Genomic DNA, 21,755 nt, shown 5'->3' on the forward strand with positions numbered 1-21,755 from the left:
TGATCCTGGGAAGGCCCGTGGGAGGGCCGCTCCCGACAGCCGCCTCGAGGGAGGTCCAGTTCAGTGACCAGTCAGGTCAGCAGCCCAGCGGAGCAGGCCGACAACACCGTCGTAGGAGAGCAGCGCAGACCGGCCGGGGGGAAGGACGTCCGCCGGCTGGACCGGGTGATCATCCGGTTCGCGGGGGACTCGGGTGACGGCATGCAGCTCACGGGTGACCGGTTCACCTCGGAGACCGCGTCCTTCGGCAACGACCTCTCCACCCTGCCGAACTTCCCGGCCGAGATCCGCGCGCCCGCCGGCACCCTGCCGGGTGTCTCCAGCTTCCAGCTGCACTTCGCCGACCACGACATCCTCACCCCGGGCGACGCGCCGAACGTTCTGGTGGCGATGAACCCGGCCGCCCTGAAGGCGAACATCGGCGACATGCCGCGCGGCGCGGAGATCATCGTCAACACCGACGAGTTCACCAAGCGGGCCATGCAGAAGGTCGGCTACGACTCCAACCCGCTGGAAGACGGCTCGCTGGACGGCTACAGCCTGCACCCGGTGCCGCTGACCGCCCTCACGGTGGAGGCGCTGAAGGACTTCGACCTCTCCCGCAAGGAGGCCGAGCGCAGCAAGAACATGTTCGCGCTGGGGCTGTTGTCGTGGATGTACCACCGCCCGACCGAGGGCACCGAGGCGTTCCTGCGCACGAAGTTCGCGAAGAAGCCTCAGATCGCCGAGGCCAACATCACCGCCTACCGGGCGGGCTGGAACTTCGGTGAGACGACCGAGGACTTCGCGGTCTCCTACGAGGTCGCGCCGGCGGCGAAGGCGTTCCCGCCCGGGCTGTACCGCAACATCTCCGGCAACCTGGCCCTCGCCTACGGCCTGATCACCGCCTCCCGCCAGGCCGACCTGCCGCTGTTCCTGGGTTCGTACCCGATCACACCGGCCTCGGACATCCTGCACGAGCTGAGCCGGCACAAGAACTTCGGCGTGCGCACCTTCCAGGCCGAGGACGAGATCGCCGGCATCGGTGCCGCACTGGGCGCGGCGTTCGGCGGCTCGCTGGCGGTCACGACGACCTCCGGGCCGGGTGTGGCGCTGAAGTCGGAGACGATCGGTCTGGCGGTCTCGCTGGAGCTGCCGCTGCTGATCGTGGACATCCAGCGCGGCGGCCCCTCCACCGGTCTGCCGACCAAGACGGAGCAGGCGGACCTGCTGCAGGCGATGTACGGCCGCAACGGCGAGGCCCCGGTGCCGGTCGTCGCGCCGAGGACGCCGGCGGACTGCTTCGACGCCGCGCTGGAGGCCGCGCGGATCGCGCTGCTCTACCGCACGCCGGTGTTCCTCCTCTCGGACGGCTATCTGGCCAACGGCAGCGAGCCGTGGCGCATCCCCGAGGTGGACGACCTGCCGGACCTGCGGGTGCAGTTCGCGCAGGGCCCGAACCACACCCTGGACAACGGCACCGAGGTCTTCTGGCCCTACAAGCGCGACCCGCACACCCTGGCCCGGCCGTGGTCGGTGCCGGGCACGCCGGGTCTCGAGCACCGCATCGGCGGCATCGAGAAGCAGGACGGCACCGGCAACATCTCCTACGACCCGGCCAACCACGACTTCATGGTCCGCATCCGGCAGGCCAAGGTCGACGGCATCGAGGTGCCGGAGCTGGAGGTCGACGACCCGCAGCAGGCGCGCACGCTGGTGCTGGGCTGGGGCTCCACCTACGGACCGATCACGGCGGCGGTACGGCGGCTGCGGGCGGCCGGGGAGCCGATCGCTCAGGCGCACCTGCGCCACCTCAACCCCTTCCCGCGCAACCTCGGTGAGGTCCTGAAGGCTTACGACAAGGTGGTGGTCCCCGAGATGAACCTCGGCCAGCTCGCCACCCTGATCCGGGCGAAGTACCTCGTCGACGCCCGTTCCCACACCCAGGTCAACGGCATGCCGTTCAAGGCGGAGAGGCTCGCCGCGGCTCTGAAGGAGGCCATCCATGACTGACGCCGACACGCTGCTTCAGCTGGTCCCCAAGGCCGAGGCCAAGCAGTCGATGAAGGACTTCAAGTCGGACCAGGAGGTGCGCTGGTGCCCGGGCTGCGGCGACTACGCGATCCTGGCCGCGGTGCAGGGCTTCATGCCCGAGCTGGGCCTGGCCCGCGAGAACATCGTCTTCGTCTCCGGCATCGGCTGCTCCTCCCGCTTCCCGTACTACATGAACACCTACGGGATGCACTCCATCCACGGCCGCGCCCCGGCCATCGCCACCGGCCTGGCGACCTCGCGCCGGGACCTGTCGGTGTGGGTGGTGACCGGCGACGGTGACGCCCTGTCCATCGGCGGCAACCACCTCATCCACGCCCTGCGCCGTAACGTCAACCTCAAGATCCTGCTGTTCAACAACCGGATCTACGGCCTGACCAAGGGTCAGTACAGCCCGACCTCCGAACTCGGCAAGATCACCAAGTCGACGCCGATGGGCTCCCTGGACGCCCCCTTCAACCCGGTGTCGCTGGCGCTCGGCGCGGAGGCCACCTTCGTCGCCCGCACGATCGACTCCGACCGCAAGCACCTCACGGAGGTCCTGCGGCAGGCGGCCGCCCACCCCGGCACCGCGCTGATCGAGATCTACCAGAACTGCAACATCTTCAACGACGGCGCCTTCGACGCCCTCAAGGACCAGCAGCAGGCCGCCGAGGCCCTGATCCGTCTGGAGCACGGGCAGCCCATCCGCTTCGGCACCGACGGCGGCCGCGGGGTCGTGCGGGACGCACGCACCGGGGATCTGCGGGTGGTCGATGTGACGCCGGAGAACGAGGCCGACGTCCTCGTCCACGACGCCCACGCCGCCTCCCCGACCACGGCCTTCGCGCTGTCCCGGCTCGCTGACCCGGACACCCTGCACCACACTCCGATCGGCGTGTTGCGCTCCGTGGACCGCCCGGTCTACGACACCCTCATGGCCGACCAGCTCGACACCGCGGTCGAACAGCGCGGCAAGGGCGACCTCGCCGCGCTCCTGGCCGGCGGCGACACGTGGACGGTCGTCGGCTGACGACGCCTTCCCTCACGAGGCCCGGGACGAGGACACGTCCCGGGCCTCGTCGTATGCCGTGCGGGCCCGTTCCACGTCGGGCATGCGCCGCTCGGTCCACAGGGTCAGTGCGCGGATCTGTTCGGCGGCCTCGCGGCCCACTTCGGTCAGGGAGTAGTCGACGCGGGGCGGGATGACCGGCTTGGCGTCGCGGTGGACCAGGCCGTCGCGCTCCAGGGTCTGCAGGGTCTGGGTGAGCATCTTCTCGCTGACGGCCCGGCCGACGCGGCTCACCTCGCGGCGCAGCTCGCTGAACCGGTAGGAGCGCTCCAGCAGCGCGATCAGGACGAGCACGCCCCAGCGGCTGGTGACGTGCTCCAGGACGAGCCGGTAGGGGCACATCGCCTCGGCGTCGGAGCCCACTGCACTTACTGCCATGTCAGTACCTTACTTCAAAGTGGGTACTTTCCATAAGTTAGCGCCATCCGTAGGGTGGGTGTCAGACAACGGAGAACGGACACACCCCCCGAGGAGATCGCAGACCATGAGCATCGTCGTCACCGGAGCCACCGGAAAGCTCGGCCGTCACGTCGTTGAGCAGTTGCTGGAGAAGGTCCCCGCCGACCAGGTCACCGCCGTCGTGCGCACCCCGGAGAAGGCCGCCGACCTCGCCGAGCGCGGCGTGCGCCTCGCGGTCGCCGACTACAACGCCCCCGAGACCTTCGTGGGCCTCTTCAAGGCCGGCGACAGGGTGCTGCTGGTCTCCGGCAACGAGTTCGACAAGGGCCGCACGGGCCAGCACCAGGTCGTCATCGACGCCGCGAAGGCCGCGGGCGTCGCCCTCCTCGCCTACACCAGCGCACCCGGCAGCCTCACCGCCGCGCTCGCCGACGACCACCGGGCCACCGAGGAGGCACTGCTCGCCTCCGGCCTGCCCTACGTGCTGCTGCGCAACGGCTGGTACCACGAGAACTACACGGAGAACCTGGCCCCGGTCCTGGAGCACCGCGCCGTCGTCGCGGCGGCCGGCCAAGGCCGCGTGTCCTCGGCCTCGCGCGCCGACTACGCGGCCGCCGCCGTCGCCGTGCTGACCGGCGAGGGGCACGAGAACCGGACGTACGAGCTGGGCGGCGACATCGCGTGGAGCTTCGACGAGTACGCGGCCGAGCTGAGCCGGCAGACAGGCGAGGAGATCGCCTACAACCCGGTCACCCCGGAGGCGCTCACCGGCATCCTGACCGGTGCCGGGCTGCCCGAGCCGCTCGCCGCGGTCTTCGCCGGCGTGGACGTCTCCATCGAGAAGGGCGAGCTGGAGGTCACCTCCGGCGACCTGTCCCGCCTGGCCGGCCGCCCGACCACACCGCTCGCCGAGGCGATCGCCGCCGCACTGAAGGGCTGAGCGGCTTGCTGGAGGGCCGCGCGTCTCACCCGCCCGCACTGTCATGACCGTATGGCGATACGGGCATGACAGCCGGGCGGCGCGGCGCTACCTTCGTGGAGGCATGTGGTGAGGCGAAGGAGGAGCCCGTGGGCGGGACGTCGAAGAGTGAGCAGCGCGTAGGCCTGCTGAACGGCTTCGCGGCGTATGGGATGTGGGGGCTGTTCCCGCTCTTCTTCCCCCTGCTGGAGCCCGCGGGCGCCGGCGAGGTGCTCGCCCACCGGATGATGTGGTCCTTCGTCGTCGTCGCCGCGGTGCTGCTCGTCATGCGGCGGTGGCGCTGGGCCGGTGAGCTGCTGCGGCAGCCGCGCCGACTGGGCCTCGTCGCGGTCGCCGCGGGCGTCATCAGCATCAACTGGGGCGTCTACATCTGGGCCGTGAACAGCGGCCATGTCGTCGAGGCCTCGCTCGGCTACTTCATCAACCCGCTCGTCACCATCGCCATGGGCGTGCTGCTGCTGGGTGAGCGTTTGCGGCCCGCGCAGTGGGCCGCCGTCGGCGTCGGCCTGGCCGCCGTGGTCGTCCTGACCGTCGGTTACGGCCGCCCGCCGTGGATCTCCCTGATCCTCGCCTTCTCCTTCGCCACCTACGGCCTGATGAAGAAGAAGGTGAACCTCGGCGGCGTGGAGTCGCTGGCCGCCGAGACCGCGATCCAGTTCCTGCCCGCGCTCGGCTATCTGCTGTGGCTGACCGCGCAGGGACACTCGACGTTCACCACCGAGGGCCCCGGGCACACCGCGCTGCTCGCCTCCACCGGCGTGGTCACCGCGATCCCGCTGGTCTGCTTCGGCGCGGCCGCGATCCGCGTGCCGCTGTCCACGCTGGGGCTGCTGCAGTACCTCGCCCCGGTCTTCCAGTTCCTGTGCGGGGTCCTCTACTTCCACGAGGCCATGCCGCCCGAGCGCTGGGCCGGCTTCGCGCTCGTCTGGCTGGCCCTGATCCTCCTCACCGTCGACAGCCTCCGCACGGCCCGCCGCGCGGCCCGCCTGCGGACGACCCTCGCGGCCACGGTGACCGCGCCCGCGGCGGCCGGGATTCCGGCGATCGAGTCGCCGACGGCCGCGACACCGGCGGCGCCTCACGTGGAGGCGTAGACCGGGACACGGGTCCCGGCGACGGGCGTGGGCGCCCAGGCGTGCTCACTGCGCCGCGCGGTGGGTCCGGGCCCGGTGGGCGCGGACCTTCTCGCGGTTGCCGCAGTGTTCCATCGCGCACCAGCGGCGGCGGCCCGGGCGGGAGGTGTCGACGAAGAGCAGGTAGCAGTCGTGGGCGCCGCACTCGCGGACGCGGTCCGCGTACGGACCGCTGAACAGGTCGATCGCGTCACGGGCGACCGTGGACAGCAGCTGGGTGGCGGTCGCGCCCGGCACCCACGCACGCGTGCCCTCCGGGGCAAGTCGGGACACCAGCGACGGCTGCGCGGCCGCCTCGTTGAGCGTCGCGACCAGGTCCGGGCGCAGCGGGCGTCCGTGCGCACGGTCGGCGGTGAGCAGGAAGAGCGCGTCACGGACGTCGCGGACCCGGGCCAGTTCCGCATCCGTGACCCGCAGGCCGAGCCCCTGCGGAAGTCGGCCGAGTCGGCTGCGGGCGGCCCAGGCGGCCAGGTCGGCAGGCGTGTGCAGCACCTCGTACCGGGCGAAGGCACCGGGCCCGCCGGTCGTCAGCAGCTCCAGGCACAGCGCGCCGGGGTCGAAGCGGTAGGGCCGGCCGTCATGGGCGTACCGGGTCAGACCGGGGAAGGAGTCGGCCGGCTCCGGCGATTCCGTTGCGCGCTCGCTCATGTAACCATTATTACTGGTTACATGACCACGACGGCACCGGCTCCGGTGCACTTCAAGATCGTCATTGACGCCGCCGATCCGCACACCCAGGCCGACTTCTGGGCCGCCGCGCTGCACTACGAGGTGGAGGACAACGCCGCGCTCATCGAGCAGCTGCTCGCCGCCGGCGCGCTGCCGGGCGCGGCCACCGTGGAGTTCCACGGCCGCCCCGCCTTCCGGGACCTGGTCGCCGTACGACATCCGCAGGACCCGTACGACCCGCACAGCGGCACCGGGCTGGGGCGGCGGCTGCTGTTCCAGCGGGTGCCGGAGCCGAAGACCGTGAAGAACCGGCTCCACCTCGATCTACACCCGGGCGATGGCCGGCGCGCGGGCGAGGTGGAGCGGCTGAAGGGGCTCGGGGCGAGCGTGCTGCGGGAGGTGAAGGAGCCGAGCGGGCAGTGGGTGGTGATGGCGGACCCGGAGGGCAACGAGTTCTGCGTGCACTGAGCGTGGGGCTTTCGCGCGGGTCCGGTGAACGATCCGATATGCGAACAGCGCTGTCCGGCTTGCGCTCTTGACGGAACGTCAGGCTCAGCTTCACCATCGGGCACCCCATTCCTCAAGGAATTCGGAGCCCCCCACATGAACCTCTCCGTTTCCGCGCGGGCGACGGCCGCTGCCGTCGTCGCCGGCGCCGCCCTGATCGCCACCGGATCCATAGCCGGGGCGGCGCCCGCCCCCACCGCGGCCGCCGCCGCTCCCGACATCCCCGTCGCGGGCGTCAAGGCCCACCTCGCCCAGCTGCAGTCCATCGCCACCGCCAACGGCGGCAACCGGGCGCACGGCAGCGCCGGCTACAGGGCCTCCCTCGACTATGTGAAGGCCAAGCTGGACGCGGCCGGGTTCACCACCGCCGTCCAGCAGTTCACCTCCTCCGGCCGCACCGGCTACAACCTGATCGCCGACTGGCCCGGCGGCGACACGGGCCGGGTCCTCATGACCGGCGCCCACCTCGACAGCGTGACCGCCGGGCCCGGCATCGACGACAACGGCTCGGGCTCCGCGGCGATTCTGGAGACCGCGCTCGCCGTCGCCCGGACCGGCTACCACCCCGCCAAGCACCTGCGCTTCGCGTGGTGGGGCGCGGAGGAGCTGGGCATGGTCGGCTCCCGGTACTACGTGGGCAGACTGTCCCCGACCGACCGCGCCCGCATCACCGGCTACCTGAACTTCGACATGATCGGCTCACCGAACCCCGGGTACTTCGTCTACGACGACGACCCGGCCCTCGAGAAGACCTTCAAGGACTACTACGCCGGACTCGGCATCCCCACCGAGCCCGAGACCGAGGGCGACGGCCGCTCCGACCACGCGCCCTTCAAGAACGCCGGCGTGCCGGTGGGCGGGCTGTTCAGCGGCGCCGACTACATCAAGACCTCAGCCCAGGCCGCCAAGTGGGGCGGGACGGCGGGGCAGGCATTCGACCGCTGCTACCACTCGTCGTGCGACACGACCGCCAACATCAACGACACGGCACTGGACCACAACAGCGACGCCATCGCGTACGCGTTGTGGACGCTGTCGTCGTGACGCTGTCGTGAGGCTCTCCTGATCGTCCGTCAGCCGCCGTCGGCGGCGCGGGCGGCGAGGCGGTCCATGCGGGCACGGGCCGACCGGAGCTGCTCGGCGTCTTCGGCGGCGGGGCCGTTCCCGGCGGCGAGCCCGTCCCACAGGTCGATCAGCTCACCGCCCAGGCTGAGGCCCTGGCGCGGGTCGCGTACCGCCCGCCACGCGGTGGCCGCGCTCTGCACATTGCCGTAGGCGGCCTCCGGGTCCTGCTGCCTGCGCCGCGCACGAGCCAGGCCGAGGGAGAGGTGACAGGCGCGGGCCGGTTCGCCGGACAGGTAGGCGATGTAGGCGGACAGTTCGCCGAGCCACATCACGTCGGGGTGGTCCGGGCCCAGCCGGTCCGCCTGCGACGCCGCGTGATCAGCCAGGTGGGCAGCCTCTTCTATCCGTCCGCCGCGCACCGCTTCGCTGATGCGGGCCAGCGGTTCGGTGAAGTACGACAGGCCGCCCGGCGACGCACTGCCGGTGTCGTCGGCGAGCACGGCCTCGGCGACGGCGTCGAACCCGCTGGGCGCGGGGGGCGGGGCGTCGGCGTCGGCGTCGGCGTCGAAGCCGCTGGGCGCGGCGGGCGGGGCGTCGGCCGCGTGGGGCGCCCGCACCGGCGCAGACGCGATCGGCTGTCCCCGGTTCGGCGCCGGCTGTCCCCCGTTCGGCGCCGGCTGCCTGCTTCCCGGCGCCGGCTGCTCCCTTCCCGGTTCCGGTGCAGGTCGCTGTGTCGCCGGCACCGGCTCGGCCGTCAGAAGGCTCGATCCGTCCAGGTTCACCTGGAGGGGGATGACGCGGCCGACGCGCTCGTCGTGGATCGTCACCCGCACGGGGTACCCCGCGGCCAGGGCCATACGGTGCAGGCGCGCCAGAACCGTGCGCTGGATCTCCTCGCCCTCCACCGCTGCGACCGGCACGCCGCCGATGAAGGCTCCACCGCCTCCAGGCCCCGCGGGCAGCACCAGGACCTCGATCGGTGCAGCCACGGACCCGTCGGCCGGCAGCTCCGCGGACGCGCGCCCATCCCTTCGCCCCCGGCTGAACCGCGACATGTCGCTCCCTCACTCGCTGGGCCGGTCGGGTCGGCCGGCTGCTCCCTGTCGTCGAGTGTCCCGCCCTTTGCCAGGCCCCGCGTCACCGCGGCGTCACAGCCTCGTCGCAGAAGCCGGGCCGGAGCCCTCACCTGCGGGAAACCGGTGCCGGCGGGGCACCGACGGTTCAATGACCGGCCCGCCCGGCACGGCGCCCGGGACGCCGTCCTCACCGACTCGCCCCGCACGGACGACAGCGCGCGCGTGAGCCGGTGTCACCACCGAGCCTAGCCTGGCCGCCACCGCCGAAGGCACGCGCGCGCCCGGAGATCGGCTCCGCGCCCCGGGCGGGCCGAAAACCGTGTACGCCTGTGACTGGGATGCGTGTACGCCTGTGAACGTGATGAAGGAGTCTGCGATGCGATGGACGGTCCACGGGGAACGCTCGCTGTACGACACCCCCTGGGTGCGCCTGCGCTCCATGGACGTCGAACAGCCCGACGGCACGCGGGTCGACTACCACGTGGTCCGGCTGCGCGACGTGGCGGTGACGGCCGCCGTGGACGCCCAGCAACGTGTGCTGATGATGTGGCGGCACCGCTTCGTCACCGACAGCTGGGCCTGGGAGCTGCCTATGGGCCTGGTCGAGGACGGCGAGGAACCCGCGCAGGCCGCCGCGCGGGAACTGGAGGAGGAGACCGGCTGGCGACCGGGTTCGCTGCGGGAACTGGTGTACGCCGAACCCGCGGCCGGCATCACCGACGCCCGCCACTTCCTCTTCCGCGCGGACGACCCCCGCCGCATCGGCGCCCCTTCGGAACGCAACGAGTCCGACCGCCTGGAGTGGATCCCGCTCGCCCGGATCCCCGGAATGATCACCCGCCGGGAGATCGTCAGCAGCGCCACGCTCGTCGGCGTCATGGCCCTGCTGCTGGACCCCGGCCCTGGGGCGGGCTGAAACGGCCCGGGGCCTCGGCGTACAGCTCACGTGCACGCTGCGAGGTGACGCTCCCCGACCCACATGAACGCGCCGGCATCGATATCCGGGAAGGCTCCGTAGCGCCGAACGCCGGTGGCACCGGCGGCAGAAGGAGATGTCGTGCACGCCGGGAAGATCCTGCCGCCTCGCCGGGTTCTATGTATGTGCATAGAGATTCGCGCCGACACCAGGAGCCCCGATGACGACCCGACGTTTCCTGTTCGTGCTGGGCAGCAGCCGCGACGACGGCAACACCGAACTGCTCGCCCGCAAGGCCGCCGAGCAGCTCCCCGAGGGTGTGGAGCAGGAGTGGATCAGCCTCGCGGAGCACCCGCTGCCCGACTTCAGCGACCTGCGCCACGACAGTGACCACGTCCGCCCCACCGGGGACAACACCGCACTGCTGCTGGATGCCACCCTCGCCGCGACCGACCTGGTGATCGCCTCACCGCTGTACTGGTACTCGGTCTCCGCCCACACCAAGCGCTACCTGGACCACTGGTCGGGCTGGCTGCGCACCCCCGGCCTGGACTTCAAGTCCCGGATGGCGGGGCGCACCCTGTGGGGCGTGACCGCCCTCGCGCACCCGGAGGAAGAGGTCGCCGCCCCGCTCATCGGCACGCTCAACAACTCCGCCGCCTACCTGGGGATGCGGTTCGGTGGCGTCCTCCTCGGCAACGGCAGCCGCCCCGGCGACATCCTGGCCGACCACGCGGCGCTGACCCGCGCCAAGACCTTCTTCGCGAGTGAGGCACCGCTCGCCCGCTTCCCGTACGAGCGCATGAGCCGCTAGACCGTGATGTCCTTCGCCGTGAAGCGGGCCCAGGCCGCCGAACCGAACACGGCCGCGTACAGGCCCTGGAGACCGAGGTTCTTCACCAGGTCGTCCCAGTAGAGCGGTTCGCGCATCAGGTCGGCGAAGGACAGCCAGTAGTGCGAGAACAGATACGGCTGTATCGCGTGCAGTTGCGGGAACTGGTCCAGGATCTGCACGGTGATCAGCAGCCCCACGGTCGTCGCCATCGCCGCGATGCCGCTGTTGGTGAGCGTGGAGACGAACAGTCCGAGCGCCGCCACCCCGATCAGGGACGCGGCGACGACCAGCGCGATGAGCAGGGCCCGGGCCAGCCCCTCCGCGAAACTGATCCGGGTGCCGGAAATGGTCGTCAGATCGCCGAGCGGGAAGAGCAGGGCCCCGACCAGCAGCGCCGACGCCGCGACGACGAGGGTGGCGAGCAGACAGAACGCCATCGTCGTCGCGTACTTGGCGAGCAGCAGCCGCGTGCGGCCCGCCGGCGCGACCAGGAGGTAGCGCAGGGTGCCCGCGCTCGCCTCGCCGGCGATGGCGTCGCCCGCGATCACTCCGACCGCCATCGGCAGGAAGAACGGCAGCGTCGCGGCCAGCGCGGTGAAGACGAGGAACAGGCCGTTGTTGGTGACCTGCGAGATGAACGCCGGTCCCCCACCGCCCTGGGAACCCGACGACGAACCGTCCCCCGTCTCGATCCGCACGGCGATCCCGACCAGGACGGGCACCGCGGCCAGCACTCCCAGCAGCGCGAGCGTGCGCCAGCGCCGCAGGGTGACCAGCAGTTCGCTGCGGAAGAGTCCCAGGGTCCACAGCGGCCGCACCGCCCGGACCGCCCCGGCGGCGGGCGCGGGAGCGAGGTCGGGGGCCGTAGTGGTTGTGGTGCCGGTGGTGGTTGTGGTCGCGGTCGTCCCGGCGGTCCTGGCGTTGTCATCCTGCGACATCGAAGCCCTCCCCGGTCAGCGCCACGAACGCGTCCTCCAGCGAAGCTCGTTCCACCCCGAAGCCCCGCACCCGTATCCCCGCCGCGACCAACGCCGCGTTGATGTCGGCCGGCTCCCGCTCCGGCGGCTCACCCGTCACCCGGTCCTCCGCCACGACGACGTCCCCGACCCCCTGTTCCTTCAGCACCCGGGCGGCGTCGGAGACGTCCGGCGTGGTCACCACCAGCCGCCCGCGCGCCCGCGCCGCCAGGTCGGAGACCGCGCCCTGGACGATGAGACGCCCGCGCGCCATCACCGCGGCGTGCGTGCACACCTGCTCGATCTCGTCGAGGAGGTGCGAGGAGAGGAAGACGGTTGTGCCGTCAGACGCCAGCTCCCGCACCAGCGCCCGGATCTCGCGCATGCCCTGCGGATCGAGCCCGTTGGTCGGCTCGTCCAGCACGAGCAGGCGGCGGGGCTGGAGCAGCGCGGCGGCGAGCCCCAGCCGCTGCCTCATCCCCAGCGAGTACGCCCTTGCCTTCTTTCCGGCGGCGGCCGTCAGCCCGACCCGCTCCAGCGCCGTGGCGACCCGCGTGCGCCGGGTGCGCGGGTCGGCGGTCGGGTCGGCGGCGTCGTAGCGGAGCAGGTTGTCCCGGCCGGAGAGGAAGCCGTACAGCGCGGGCCCTTCGATCAGCGCGCCGACCTGCGGCAGTACCGAGCGGACGGCCCGGGGCATCGGCTGCCCGAGCACGCGCGCGGCGCCGGAGGTGGGCTCGATGAGGCCCATCAGCATGCGGATGGTGGTGGTCTTGCCCGATCCGTTCGGACCGAGGAAGCCGAAGACGCTGCCCGCCGGGACGGTCAGGTCCAGGCCGTCGACGGCGAGCTGCCCGCCGCGGTAGCGCTTGGTGAGGGCGCGGGTGTGGATGACGTACTCGTCGTCCGGCTCCTGCTCACCCCGTGCGGCGGGCGCGTCGTCCATCGGCTCCCCGATCGTTTCCCGTGGGTCGTTGGTGTCCCGCCGGCCTACCTGCCCGCGTCGGCGGCCTTGACGAGGGCGTCCTTGGTGACCGCGCCGACGTAGACCTTGCCGTCGTCGGTGATCAGGGCGTTCACCAGGCGGGTGGAGAACACCGTGCCCTTGCCGAACTTGCCGGAGACCTTGTCACCGAGCGAGTCCAGGAAGCCGCCGAGGTCGCCGCCCACCTCGCTGCCGGAGGGCACGCCGCCCTCGGCGCCGGTGCTGAAGACCGCTATCGCGTTCCAGCCCTCACCGAGGACCTTGGCGCCGTCGAGACCCTTGCCCGGCTCCCCGCCCGGTGTGGGCAGGAGGTGCTGCGGGAGGCCGCCCGTCAGCGGGCCCTCGCCCTTGTGGAGGTCTCCCTTCGGGTGCTCACGGTCGCCGCCCTCGGTGACCTTGGCGCCCTTGGGCGGGGCGAAGTCGAAGGTGGAGGCGGCCGGTCGGGCGAAGCCGACCTGCGTGAAGCCGGCGTCGACCACGGCGGCGCCGCCGCTCTTCGGGGTCAGGGTGAACTTCAGCGGCACGCCGGTCTTGGCGTCCACGGCGATGGTGATGCCGCCGACGGTGCTGCCGGACTGCTTGGGCTTGATCAGCAGCTTGTAGGCGTCGCGGCCGGCGACCTGGGCGGTGCCGTCCACCGTGACGGCGGTGGTGGAGTCGACGGCCTTGAGGGCCTGCTCGGCAAACTCCTTGGGCGTGCCGGAGAAGTCGTCCGCGCCCCGGGCGCCCTTGCGGTGGTCCTTCCCGGTGTCGTCCGAGGTGGCGTGGTACACCTCGTTGGACTTGCTGTCGTAGCCCCAGATGTCCTTGCCGTTGTGGATGAGGCTGTACTCGGCGGCGTCCTCCAGCACCGACACCTTCTGCCGGTCCGGCCCGTCGGCCGCGACCCGCAACGTGTGCGTGCCGGTGGCCAGTTCGGTGACCTTGGCGGACGGGTCGGCGGCCGAGCCGTCACCCGCGCCGCCCGTTTTCCCGCCGAGACCGCCCGCGAGCCCGCCGAAGTCGGGCAGCCCCAGGTCGGTGGTGATCCGCACGGTGCCGGACATCTGCTGGACGTCCGACGCCGCGATCTTCTCGATGAGCTGCTGCGCGGTGATCTTCGGCAGATCCGGGTCGCCGGAGCTGGCGAGCGCGGGAACGATCCCGATCGTCGCGGCGGCCACGCCCACGACGGTCGCGGGCACGACGTACCGCGCGGCCCTGCGACGCCCCCCGCCCGGCGAGCCGGCCGGCTCCTGCACGGCCGTCGCCCTGTCATCGCTTCCATACGGTGCCATGTGTGCGCTACCTCCGTCGTCGGCGGCGGCTGTCCGTCCCGTGACCCGCGGCGTGTACTCCCGGCGGGCCCCACCCCAAGCCGCCATTCTCACCCGAATCGGTGAGGAGTGGTGTCTTCCGTGCTTTCCATGAGACCAAATCGGCCGCCGGGAAGCGTCACTCCGTGGACGCAACTGCATGTACTTCTGGGGTATGACGTGGCGAGGGATCAGGTCCCCCTACCCGTAGGGGAGGTGGGGACCTGGGGAGCTACGGGGGCGGGGGTTCGGGCTCCACCCAGGGGTGGGGGCCGTCGCCCGCAGAAGAGGGAACGGTCCGGACGGATTCCGTCAGCCGGCCCGGTGCGGCCGTCAGCCGGCCCGGTGCTGCCGTCAGCCCGCCCGGTGCACCACCGCGTCGCACAGCTCCATCAGCGCCGCCTTGGCGTCGCACTCCCGCAGCGGCGCCAGCGCCGCCCGCGCCTCTTCGGCGTACCGGACCGTGTCACGCCGCGCCTGCTCCAGCGCGGGGTGCGCACGCAGCGCGGTCAGCGCCTCCGCGTGTCGCGCGTCGTCGCTCAGATCGGAGTCCAGCAGCTCGCACAGCGCCCGGTCCTCCGGCAGCCCCAGCCGCTCGGCCCGCTCCCGCAGCCGCAGCACCGGCAGCGTCGGGATACCCTCGCGAAGATCCGTTCCCGGCGTCTTGCCGGACTCGTGCGAGTCGGAGGCGATGTCGAGCACGTCGTCGGCCAGCTGGAAGGCGACGCCCAGCCGCTCCCCGTACTGGGTCAGCACGTCCACGACCGTCTCGTCGGCGCCGGACATCATCGCGCCGAACCTGCACGACACCGCCACCAGCGAGCCCGTCTTGCCGCCGAGCACCTCGAGGTAGTGGTCGACCGGGTCGCGCCCGTCCTGCGGCCCCGCGGTCTCCAGGATCTGCCCGGTGACCAGCCGCTCGAACGCCAGTGCCTGCACCCGCACCGCCTCGGGCCCGAGGTCGGCGAGGATCTGCGAGGCGCGCGCGAAGAGAAAGTCGCCGGTCAGTACGGCGACCGAGTTACCCCACCGGGTGTTCGCGCTGGGCACGCCACGCCGTACGGCGGCCTCGTCCATGACGTCGTCGTGGTACAGCGTCGCCAGGTGGGTCAGCTCGACCACGACCGCCGACGGGACGACCCCCGGCGCATACGGGTCGCCGAACTGCGCCGCCAGCATCACGAGGAGCGGCCGGAACCGCTTCCCACCCGCCCGCACCAGGTGCTGCGCGGCCTCCGTGATGAAGGGAACCTCGCTCTTGGTGGCCTCGAGCAGCCCTTCCTCGACAGCCGCCAATCCGGCCTGGACATCGGCCTCGAGAGCCTGGTCCCGCACGCTAAGCCCGAACGGCCCGACGACGGTCACGAGGGGTCTCCTGTCTGCTGGTGCCGGTAGGCGATTACACGGTTTGTCGATAGGTCGCTGCCATCACTCAAGTCAGCGTATCCGGTCACGTTTCGATCACCGATAGCGCCCACGGTTACAGGCCAGGCGGTATCGGATCACGCCCGATATGTTTATCGATCAAATCTGATCAGCTGAAAAGTACCGATATCAACCATGCTCGCGTCGCGAAGACCACCCCCACCCTCCGCGAGCCACCCCGCCCCACCGCGTCACAACACGACCCGACTGCCCGCTTTGCCGTAATTAATCAGCCGATTCACCTTAGTCGTCTTGGCGGCAAATGTGTTGCAGCTGTGACACCAGTGAATTGGGTCACGCGCGCCCCTCACCGGCCCTCGGTGCGTCTACCCCGCATTTCGCCTGTCCCCACAAGCGAGTTGACCCTTGGCGATCGCAAAGGATCAAGCACCCCAAACAGCCCGACCAAGGTCAACCAGGGCGATAGGTGAAACCAGTACTTGTTCCCGGCATGTGCTCTCGCATAACTTCCCGGCCTGTCGGATGGACGCCTAATCCTGCCGCCGTCCGGCATCCACCATCGGACCAACTCATCCGTGTACGGCAGGAGCGGGGGACCCAGGTAAGTCGCCGAACCGGACGTCGTCGCCCCGACGACGCCCCGGACCGGCTCGGGGTGAAGCCGTGCCGCATCCGCGGCCGGCCGGGCATCTCCAGCCCGAACCCGACAGCTCACCTCGTAGGCGCCGGAGAGGAAGTTCGCCATGCCTGCTGCCGATCAGCACCGCCGCACCCGCACGTCCCGCCTCGTCCGCACCCTCGCCGTCGCCGGCGCCGGTGCCGCCGCCCTCGCGCTGCCGCTCTTCGGCGCGACCAGCGCCTCCGCGGCCACCCCGGCCACCAGCGCCACCGTGATCACGGCCGCCAACTCGGTCTACCCGAACAACCTCGACGGCTGGATCCGCCAGTCGCTGGACATCATGTCCAAGCACGGCATCCCGGGCACCTACGACGGGATCTACCGCAACATCATTCGCGAGTCCTCCGGCAACCCCGCCGCCATCAACCTGTGGGACTCCAACGCGGCCGCCGGTACCCCGTCCAAGGGCCTGCTCCAGGTGATCGACCCGACGTTCCTCGCCTACCACGTGTCCGGCACCTCCATGGACCCGTACGACCCGATCGCCAACATCACCGCGGCCTGCAACTACGCGGCCGCCCGCTACGGCTCGATCGACAACGTGTTCAGCGCGTACTGAGCCACTGCCTCACCCGAAGAGTCGTTCGAGGACGACGGCGATGCCGTCGTCCTCGTTCGACAAGGTGACCTCGTCGGCCACGGCCTTCAGCTCCGGATGGGCGTTGGCCATGGCCACCCCGCGGGCGGCCCAGGCGAACATCGGGATGTCGTTGGGCATGTCCCCGAACGCCAGCGCCCGCCCGGCGCTCAGCCCGAGATGGTCGGCCGCCCGTGCGAGCCCCGTCGCCTTGGTGACACCGCACGGCTGCAGCTCCACGGTCCCCGGCCCCGACATGGTGACCGTCGCCAGCGAACCGACCACCGCGCGCGCCGTCGCCGCCAGCTCGTCGTCGGACAGCTCCGGATGGCGCAGCAGCACCTTGCTGATCGGCTCGCCCCACAGATCGTCGCGCCGCCCGACCCGCACCGCCGGCAGCGTCGGGTGCGGCATCCGGTAGCCGGGCTCGATCAGCGTCAGCCCGTCCACGCCGTCCTGGTCGACGGCGGCGTACACCTCCCCCACCTCGGCCTCGATCTTGCCGAGCGCGGTCTCGGCCAGCTCCCGGTCGAGGGTCACCGACCACAGCAGACGGCCGGCCCCCGCGTCGTACACCTGCGCGCCCTGGCCGCACACCGCAAGCCCCGTGCAGCCGAGGTCCTCCAGCAGCGGCCGCACCCGGGGCGCCGGGCGGCCCGTCACCACCAAGTGCAGGGCACCGGCGTCCGCCACCCGCGCGAGCGCGGCCCGGGACCGGTCGGAGAGCGTGTCGTCGCCGCGCAGCAGCGTTCCGTCCAGGTCAGTGGCGATGAGGGCATATGCGAGGGGTGCGGCCATGATCAGAGAATACGGACCCCGCAGGTCACCCGTTCACCGCCCGATCCGGCGCCTCCGGAGCGAAGGCACGCTGTCGTCGTACACCGCGGGAACGCGGCCGCCGGACCGGGGACGCCGCGTTCCGCGCACAGCTCGTGCAGCCCGTGCTTGCTCGCCGGCCGGGATCAGCACGGTCGGCCGCCCGATCCGGCGCCCGATCCGCAGCAGCCCTTCGACCAGGTGCCCCGCTCCCTCCGCGCCCGTCGTCGGCCACACGAACGCGCGCCGCAGACAACGGGAGGCGGCGGCCGGGGTGCAGGAGTCCTCGGTGATCGCGTATTTGGGCACGCCCAGACGCCCCAGACCGCGGACCGCCCCGACACCGCCGTGGTGCAGCGGGTGGTGACCGAACTTCACGATCGAGGCCGGTACTTCACGGCCGGCCCGGAACGGCAGGCTTGCGGCACTGCCGGCCACGGTCCCCCACGTGTCCCCCGGCGGAACGGATGCCCTCCGTCCGTGTTCCCCACAAAGGATGCTGAGCCGGAATCGGCACCCCCGACAAGGACATGGCGGACACTGCGGACTCTTTAGACACTGCCCAAGACAGCCGACTCAGCCGTAACGTGTGCCGCGACCACCTGGATCGCACGGCCCTGGTGCCGTGTCCGACGTGCACGAAAGCGAGGCGGCACCGCATGCCCCCCTTCGACGTCTCCGAGGGCGACCCCTTCGGTGCGCACAACCTTCCGTACGGCGTCTTCTCGCCCGCCGGTTCTCCGGCCGAGCGGCGGGTCGGTGTCCGGCTCGGCGACCACGTGCTCGACGCGGGCGCGGCGGCGATGGCGCTCGGCTCCCCCTATGCCGCGCTGCTCGCCCAGCCCTCGCTGAACCCGCTCCTCGCCGCCGGCCGCACCGCCTGGTCCGACGTGCGGCGTGCGCTGACGGCGTGGGTCACCGTGCCCTCGCACCGCGAGACCGTCGAACCGTTCTTCCACCCGCTGTCCTCGGTGACCCTGCACCTGCCCTTCGAGGTCGCGGACTACGTCGACTTCTACGCCTCCGAGAACCACGCCCGGAACGTCGGCCAGATCTTCCGCCCCGACGCCGCCGACTCCCTCACCCCCAACTGGAAGCACCTGCCGATCGGTTACCACGGCCGCTCCGGCACCGTCGTGGTCTCCGGCACCGACATCGTGCGTCCCTCGGGCCAGCGCAAGGCCCCGGCCGATGCGGCGCCCGTCTTCGGCCCGTCCGTCCGCCTCGACATCGAGGCCGAGGTCGGTTTCGTCGTCGGCGCTCCCTCCTCGCTCGGCGAGCCGGTCGCCCTCGGTGACTTCCGCGACCACGTCTTCGGGCTGTGCCTGCTCAACGACTGGTCGGCCCGCGACATCCAGGCCTGGGAGTACGTCCCCCTCGGCCCCTTCCTCGGCAAGTCCTTCGCCACCTCGATCTCCGCGTGGATCACCCCGCTGGAGGCCCTGGACGAGGCCCGGGTCGCGCCCCCGGAGCGCACCCATCCGCTGCTGCCCTACCTCGACGACTCCACCGACGAACCCGGTGGCTACGACCTGCGGATCTCCGTCGCCATCAACGGCCACGTCGTCTCCGAACCCCCCTTCTCCACCATGTACTGGACGGCCGCGCAGCAGCTGGCGCACATGACGGTCAACGGCGCGTCCCTGCGCACCGGCGACCTCTACGGCTCGGGCACGGTCAGCGGCCCCGAGCCGGGCCAGCGCGGCTCCCTGCTGGAGCTGACCTGGAACGGCCAGGAGCCCCTGGAACTCCCCGACGGCAAGCGGACCTTCCTGGAGGACGGCGACGTGGTGACCCTGTCCGCCTGGGCGCCCGGCCCGGACGGCGTCCGGGTGGGCCTCGGCGAGGTGACAGGGCGGATCGTCACGCGCTGACACCCACCCCCGCGGGGCCTTCGTTACGGGGCTGACGCACCGCCCCGGGGCCGTCATACTGGCGACGGACGCACTCACCGAGCCGCCGAGTGATCGCGTCCGTCGCCCGCACGACCATCCCCGCCCTGTCCGACCAGGATCCGGAGCCCGTGGCATGACCGTCTGCCTGCTCCTGCTGAGCGTCGTCACTCTGACGGCCGCCGTGCCGGTCCCGCGCGCGCTGACCCGGGCCGCCTGGCCCGAACGGGAACCGGTCGTCGCCCTCTGGGTGTGGCAGTGCCTCGTCGCGACGGTCCTGCTGTGCTGTCTGACGGCCCTGACGCTCAGCACCGCCGCCGTCTTCCACACCGTGCGCACCCAGCTCTTCGCGCCCGCGCCGCCCGGCGTGACCGAGGCGTACGACCTGTCTTCGGCCCCGCCCTGGGCGGTCGCACTCACCCTGCTGCTGGCCTGCGGTGCCGCCTGGACCACCGCCATGCTCGCCCGCGAGCTGGTCGAGGCCCGCCGGCGCCACGGCGTGACCCGCGCCCACCTGAGCGAACGCGCCCCCGAGCTGCCGGCCGGCCTGGGCGCGGCGCGCGGCCCGCTGCTCGTGCTGGAGGACGAGTACCCCGACGCCTGGTGGATGCCGGGCCATCCGCCCCAGTTGGTCGTCACCACGGGCGCCCTGCACCGCCTCACCGCCCACCAGCTCGACGCGATCCTCACCCATGAGCGCGGCCACGCCCGCGCCCACCACGACTGGCTGCTGCACCTGTCCACCGCCCTGGCCACCGGTTTCCCCCGCATCCCGCTCTTCGCCCACTTCTGCGACCAGACCCACCGCCTGGTCGAACTGGCCGCCGACGACACCGCCTCCCGCCGCTGCGGCCACCTCACCACCGCCCTGGCCCTGATCGAGCTGAACCAGCACCGTGGCGTGCTCTCCTGCGCCTCCAGTCACCGCCTGCTCGGCGAGCGGGTCGACCGCCTGCTGGAGCCACCGCCGCGGCTGGACCGCAGCCGCCGGGCCCTGACGACCACCGTCGCCGCGCTGGTCCCCCTGCTGCCGCTGCTGATCGCCTTCGCGCCCGGTCTGACGGCACTCGCCTGACGCGCGCCCACTCCCACTGTCGGACGGCACGGCCACCGGACCGACGTGCGCTGACCGACGGAGTGGCGTCGGCCTGACGGTGCGCCGGCCGACGGCACCGCACCGGACCGACGCAGCGGCCGCCGCCCTCCCCGGTGGCAGATCTTCCCCGATGCCTGCCGAAAGCCCGAGGTCAGCGCCATATTCGACGGATCGTCAGGTGGCGCAACATTTCAGCAACCCTCCTTTTCCTACCTCCTCGGTATGGTTCCAGCCATGCCAGCCACCGACCGTATCCGGGACCACGCCGGCCAGGGCGCGACCACCGTCGCCGCCCACCGTGCGCGCCGCCGGCTGCGCGCGGACCGAGCCCGGCAGCTCGCCGACCTCCTCCGACGCCAGCTCCTCACCGGCGGCTTCGAGACCGGCACGCTCCCCCATGAATCCCTCCTCGCCACCGACTACCGCACCTCCCGCAACACCGTCCGGCAGGCTCTCGACCTGCTGCGTTCCGAGGGCCTCGTCGACCGCCTGCCCGGCGTCGGCACGGTCGTCGTCGCCCGTAAGTACCCCCACGGGCTCGACCGCCTGATGGGTCTGGCCGAGACCCTGCACGAACACGGCCGTGTCACCAACGAGGTCCGCACCATGGGCCCCGCCCCCGCACCGGGCCCCGTGGCCGACCGGCTGCACGTCCCGCCCGGCGCCGACGTCCTCTACATCGAACGGCTGCGCCGCCTGAACGGCCTGCCGCTCTCCCTCGACCTGACCTACATCCCGCTCGACATCGGCACCGCCCTGCTCGGCGCCGACCTGGAGAACACCGACGTCTTCCGTCTCCTGGAGGCCATCACCGGCCGGCGTCTCGGCCACGCCGAGATCACCCTGGAGTCGGTGAACGCGGACGCCCACTCCGCCGCCGTGCTGGAGGCACCGCGCGGAGCGGCCGTCCTGATGCTGGAACGCCTCACGCACCTGTGTGACGGGCGCCCGGTGGATCTGGAGTTCATCCGCTTCCGCGGCGACCGCATCTCCATGAGCGGCCTGCTGCACCGCTCCGCCTGACCTCTCACCGTCCTCATCCCGCCCCGCCCCCTTCCGGTCCGTCCCGCCGGCCCTTCACCTCTTCATCGTTCGACAGGGCCCGACCGGTTCACGGCGGCGGCGACTTCTCGCGCGGACCTCCCCGCGGACCTTTTCCGGATCTCTGGAGACAGCCATGCCCTTGGTGCCCCAGCGGGCCGACGTGCCCGTGACCATCGACGAGTCGAAGTGCATCGACGGCTGCACCCTCTGCGTGGACATGTGCCCGCTGGACTCCCTCGCCATCGACACCTCCAGCGGCAAGGCGTACATGCACGTCGACGAGTGCTGGTACTGCGGCCCGTGCGCGGCCCGCTGTCCCACCGGAGCCGTCACGGTCAACATGCCCTACCTGCTCCGGTGAGAGGTCACCC

The 21,755-nt window shown here is 71.6% G+C and carries 21 protein-coding genes, 1 pseudogene and 1 riboswitch; of the genes and pseudogenes, 13 read left to right on the forward strand and 9 right to left on the reverse strand.

Going from position 1 to position 21,755, the window contains the following annotated elements:
• The first annotated feature begins 63 nt into the window (after positions 1 to 63).
• Both ACF1GV_RS27190 and ACF1GV_RS27195 read left to right on the forward strand, forming a co-directional pair.
• Entirely contained in the window at positions 64 to 1,992 is a 1,929-nt protein-coding gene (locus ACF1GV_RS27190) for a 2-oxoacid:acceptor oxidoreductase subunit alpha (RefSeq protein ID WP_391685508.1), read from the forward strand.
• On the forward strand, positions 1,985 to 3,043 hold the full coding sequence (locus ACF1GV_RS27195; protein WP_391685509.1) for a 2-oxoacid:ferredoxin oxidoreductase subunit beta: 1,059 nt from the start codon (positions 1,985 to 1,987) through the stop codon (positions 3,041 to 3,043). Before ACF1GV_RS27190 ends, ACF1GV_RS27195 begins: the two co-directional genes overlap by 8 nt.
• A gap of 12 nt (positions 3,044 to 3,055) precedes the next feature.
• On the opposite strand, the gene ACF1GV_RS27200 is transcribed toward ACF1GV_RS27195, so the two are convergent.
• Entirely contained in the window at positions 3,056 to 3,460 is a 405-nt protein-coding gene (locus tag ACF1GV_RS27200) for a winged helix-turn-helix transcriptional regulator (RefSeq protein WP_391685511.1), read from the reverse strand.
• A 106-nt stretch (positions 3,461 to 3,566) separates the two neighbouring features.
• Between ACF1GV_RS27200 and ACF1GV_RS27205 the strand changes: the two genes are divergently transcribed.
• Together ACF1GV_RS27205 and rarD are read left to right on the forward strand one after the other, a co-directional pair.
• Complete coding sequence (locus ACF1GV_RS27205; protein ID WP_391685512.1) at positions 3,567 to 4,421, forward strand: SDR family oxidoreductase; 855 nt, start codon at positions 3,567 to 3,569, stop codon at positions 4,419 to 4,421.
• Between the two features lie 128 nt (positions 4,422 to 4,549).
• A complete protein-coding gene (gene rarD, locus ACF1GV_RS27210; RefSeq protein ID WP_391685513.1) occupies positions 4,550 to 5,554 on the forward strand; it encodes an EamA family transporter RarD in 1,005 nt (334 codons plus the stop codon).
• 45 nt (positions 5,555 to 5,599) lie between these two features.
• Here rarD and ACF1GV_RS27215 read toward each other — a convergent pair whose 3' ends face one another.
• Positions 5,600 to 6,241, reverse strand: a complete 642-nt coding sequence (locus tag ACF1GV_RS27215) for a CGNR zinc finger domain-containing protein (RefSeq protein ID WP_391685514.1) — start codon at positions 6,239 to 6,241, stop codon at positions 5,600 to 5,602.
• A gap of 21 nt (positions 6,242 to 6,262) precedes the next feature.
• Between ACF1GV_RS27215 and ACF1GV_RS27220 the strand changes: the two genes are divergently transcribed.
• Entirely contained in the window at positions 6,263 to 6,730 is a 468-nt protein-coding gene (locus ACF1GV_RS27220; protein WP_391685516.1) for a VOC family protein, read from the forward strand.
• A 135-nt stretch (positions 6,731 to 6,865) separates the two neighbouring features.
• A complete protein-coding gene (locus ACF1GV_RS27225; RefSeq protein ID WP_391685518.1) occupies positions 6,866 to 7,813 on the forward strand; it encodes a M28 family metallopeptidase in 948 nt (315 codons plus the stop codon).
• 29 nt (positions 7,814 to 7,842) lie between these two features.
• Here the strand turns inward: ACF1GV_RS27225 and ACF1GV_RS27230 are convergent, their stop codons facing one another.
• Entirely contained in the window at positions 7,843 to 8,823 is a 981-nt protein-coding gene (locus ACF1GV_RS27230; RefSeq protein ID WP_391685520.1) for a hypothetical protein, read from the reverse strand.
• Between the two features lie 463 nt (positions 8,824 to 9,286).
• On the opposite strand from ACF1GV_RS27230, the gene ACF1GV_RS27235 reads away from it, so the two are divergent.
• Positions 9,287 to 9,826 carry an NUDIX hydrolase gene (locus ACF1GV_RS27235; protein WP_391685522.1) on the forward strand — a complete coding sequence of 180 codons (540 nt, stop codon included), beginning with the start codon at positions 9,287 to 9,289 and terminating at the stop codon, positions 9,824 to 9,826.
• 220 nt (positions 9,827 to 10,046) lie between these two features.
• Positions 10,047 to 10,640 (forward strand): flavodoxin family protein, encoded by a 594-nt coding sequence (locus ACF1GV_RS27240; protein WP_391685524.1) that lies wholly within the window; start codon positions 10,047 to 10,049, stop codon positions 10,638 to 10,640.
• Here ACF1GV_RS27240 and ACF1GV_RS27245 read toward each other — a convergent pair.
• The 4 genes from ACF1GV_RS27245 to ACF1GV_RS27260 form a co-directional block, all read right to left on the reverse strand.
• Positions 10,637 to 11,599, reverse strand: coding sequence for an ABC transporter permease (locus ACF1GV_RS27245; protein ID WP_391685526.1), 963 nt, complete (start codon positions 11,597 to 11,599; stop codon positions 10,637 to 10,639). The two genes, ACF1GV_RS27240 and ACF1GV_RS27245, sit on opposite strands and share 4 nt — an antisense overlap.
• Complete coding sequence (locus tag ACF1GV_RS27250) at positions 11,586 to 12,560, reverse strand: ABC transporter ATP-binding protein (protein ID WP_391685528.1); 975 nt, start codon at positions 12,558 to 12,560, stop codon at positions 11,586 to 11,588. The genes ACF1GV_RS27245 and ACF1GV_RS27250 overlap by 14 nt, the downstream gene beginning before the upstream one ends.
• Before the next feature lie 44 nt (positions 12,561 to 12,604).
• Positions 12,605 to 13,876 (reverse strand): outer membrane lipoprotein carrier protein LolA, encoded by a 1,272-nt coding sequence (locus ACF1GV_RS27255; RefSeq protein WP_391685530.1) that lies wholly within the window; start codon positions 13,874 to 13,876, stop codon positions 12,605 to 12,607.
• 372 nt (positions 13,877 to 14,248) lie between these two features.
• Positions 14,249 to 15,259, reverse strand: coding sequence for a polyprenyl synthetase family protein (locus tag ACF1GV_RS27260; RefSeq protein WP_391685532.1), 1,011 nt, complete (start codon positions 15,257 to 15,259; stop codon positions 14,249 to 14,251).
• A 576-nt stretch (positions 15,260 to 15,835) separates the two neighbouring features.
• Positions 15,836 to 16,018: riboswitch (cyclic di-AMP (ydaO/yuaA leader) on the forward strand.
• A 5-nt stretch (positions 16,019 to 16,023) separates the two neighbouring features.
• Between ACF1GV_RS27260 and ACF1GV_RS27265 the strand changes: the two genes are divergently transcribed.
• Entirely contained in the window at positions 16,024 to 16,518 is a 495-nt protein-coding gene (locus ACF1GV_RS27265) for a transglycosylase SLT domain-containing protein (protein ID WP_391685534.1), read from the forward strand.
• Between the two features lie 9 nt (positions 16,519 to 16,527).
• Here ACF1GV_RS27265 and ACF1GV_RS27270 read toward each other — a convergent pair whose 3' ends face one another.
• Positions 16,528 to 17,334, reverse strand: coding sequence for an HAD family hydrolase (locus tag ACF1GV_RS27270; protein ID WP_391685535.1), 807 nt, complete (start codon positions 17,332 to 17,334; stop codon positions 16,528 to 16,530).
• Between the two features lie 83 nt (positions 17,335 to 17,417).
• A pseudogene (locus ACF1GV_RS27275) lies at positions 17,418 to 17,769 on the reverse strand (ATP-grasp domain-containing protein); the annotation flags it as partial.
• 242 nt (positions 17,770 to 18,011) lie between these two features.
• Here ACF1GV_RS27275 and fahA point away from each other — a divergent pair.
• From fahA to ACF1GV_RS27295, 4 genes are all read left to right on the forward strand, one after another.
• Positions 18,012 to 19,226: a fumarylacetoacetase gene (gene fahA / locus ACF1GV_RS27280; RefSeq protein ID WP_391685537.1), complete on the forward strand. Its 1,215-nt coding sequence runs from the start codon at positions 18,012 to 18,014 to the stop codon at positions 19,224 to 19,226.
• Positions 19,227 to 19,380: 154 nt separating this feature from the next.
• Positions 19,381 to 20,319 carry a M56 family metallopeptidase gene (locus tag ACF1GV_RS27285; RefSeq protein WP_391685539.1) on the forward strand — a complete coding sequence of 313 codons (939 nt, stop codon included), beginning with the start codon at positions 19,381 to 19,383 and terminating at the stop codon, positions 20,317 to 20,319.
• A 255-nt stretch (positions 20,320 to 20,574) separates the two neighbouring features.
• Positions 20,575 to 21,363 (forward strand): GntR family transcriptional regulator, encoded by a 789-nt coding sequence (locus tag ACF1GV_RS27290; protein ID WP_391685541.1) that lies wholly within the window; start codon positions 20,575 to 20,577, stop codon positions 21,361 to 21,363.
• A gap of 154 nt (positions 21,364 to 21,517) precedes the next feature.
• On the forward strand, positions 21,518 to 21,745 hold the full coding sequence (locus ACF1GV_RS27295; protein WP_053852588.1) for a ferredoxin family protein: 228 nt from the start codon (positions 21,518 to 21,520) through the stop codon (positions 21,743 to 21,745).
• Positions 21,746 to 21,755 lie beyond the last annotated feature (10 nt).

The sequence above is a fragment of the Streptomyces sp. NPDC014006 genome (genome assembly GCF_043088925.1).
In the GTDB taxonomy this organism is placed as follows: Bacteria; Actinomycetota; Actinomycetes; order Streptomycetales; family Streptomycetaceae; genus Streptomyces.

Excerpts from the sequence above, each read along its gene's own strand:
- ACF1GV_RS27215 (WP_391685514.1), bottom strand. The coding sequence starts at position 6,241 with ATGAGCGAGCGCGCAACGGAATCGCCGGAGCCGGCCGACTCCTTCCCC.
- ACF1GV_RS27220 (WP_391685516.1), top strand. The coding sequence starts at position 6,263 with ATGACCACGACGGCACCGGCTCCGGTGCACTTCAAGATCGTCATTGAC.
- ACF1GV_RS27245 (WP_391685526.1), bottom strand. The coding sequence starts at position 11,599 with ATGTCGCAGGATGACAACGCCAGGACCGCCGGGACGACCGCGACCACA.
- ACF1GV_RS27250 (WP_391685528.1), bottom strand. The coding sequence starts at position 12,560 with ATGGACGACGCGCCCGCCGCACGGGGTGAGCAGGAGCCGGACGACGAG.
- ACF1GV_RS27240 (WP_391685524.1), top strand. The coding sequence starts at position 10,047 with ATGACGACCCGACGTTTCCTGTTCGTGCTGGGCAGCAGCCGCGACGAC.
- fahA (WP_391685537.1), top strand. The coding sequence starts at position 18,012 with ATGCCCCCCTTCGACGTCTCCGAGGGCGACCCCTTCGGTGCGCACAAC.
- ACF1GV_RS27255 (WP_391685530.1), bottom strand. The coding sequence starts at position 13,876 with ATGGCACCGTATGGAAGCGATGACAGGGCGACGGCCGTGCAGGAGCCG.
- ACF1GV_RS27265 (WP_391685534.1), top strand. The coding sequence starts at position 16,024 with ATGCCTGCTGCCGATCAGCACCGCCGCACCCGCACGTCCCGCCTCGTC.
- ACF1GV_RS27200 (WP_391685511.1), bottom strand. The coding sequence starts at position 3,460 with ATGGCAGTAAGTGCAGTGGGCTCCGACGCCGAGGCGATGTGCCCCTAC.
- ACF1GV_RS27225 (WP_391685518.1), top strand. The coding sequence starts at position 6,866 with ATGAACCTCTCCGTTTCCGCGCGGGCGACGGCCGCTGCCGTCGTCGCC.
- ACF1GV_RS27285 (WP_391685539.1), top strand. The coding sequence starts at position 19,381 with ATGACCGTCTGCCTGCTCCTGCTGAGCGTCGTCACTCTGACGGCCGCC.
- ACF1GV_RS27205 (WP_391685512.1), top strand. The coding sequence starts at position 3,567 with ATGAGCATCGTCGTCACCGGAGCCACCGGAAAGCTCGGCCGTCACGTC.
- ACF1GV_RS27270 (WP_391685535.1), bottom strand. The coding sequence starts at position 17,334 with ATGGCCGCACCCCTCGCATATGCCCTCATCGCCACTGACCTGGACGGA.
- ACF1GV_RS27290 (WP_391685541.1), top strand. The coding sequence starts at position 20,575 with ATGCCAGCCACCGACCGTATCCGGGACCACGCCGGCCAGGGCGCGACC.
- ACF1GV_RS27295 (WP_053852588.1), top strand. The coding sequence starts at position 21,518 with ATGCCCTTGGTGCCCCAGCGGGCCGACGTGCCCGTGACCATCGACGAG.
- ACF1GV_RS27195 (WP_391685509.1), top strand. The coding sequence starts at position 1,985 with ATGACTGACGCCGACACGCTGCTTCAGCTGGTCCCCAAGGCCGAGGCC.
- ACF1GV_RS27235 (WP_391685522.1), top strand. The coding sequence starts at position 9,287 with ATGCGATGGACGGTCCACGGGGAACGCTCGCTGTACGACACCCCCTGG.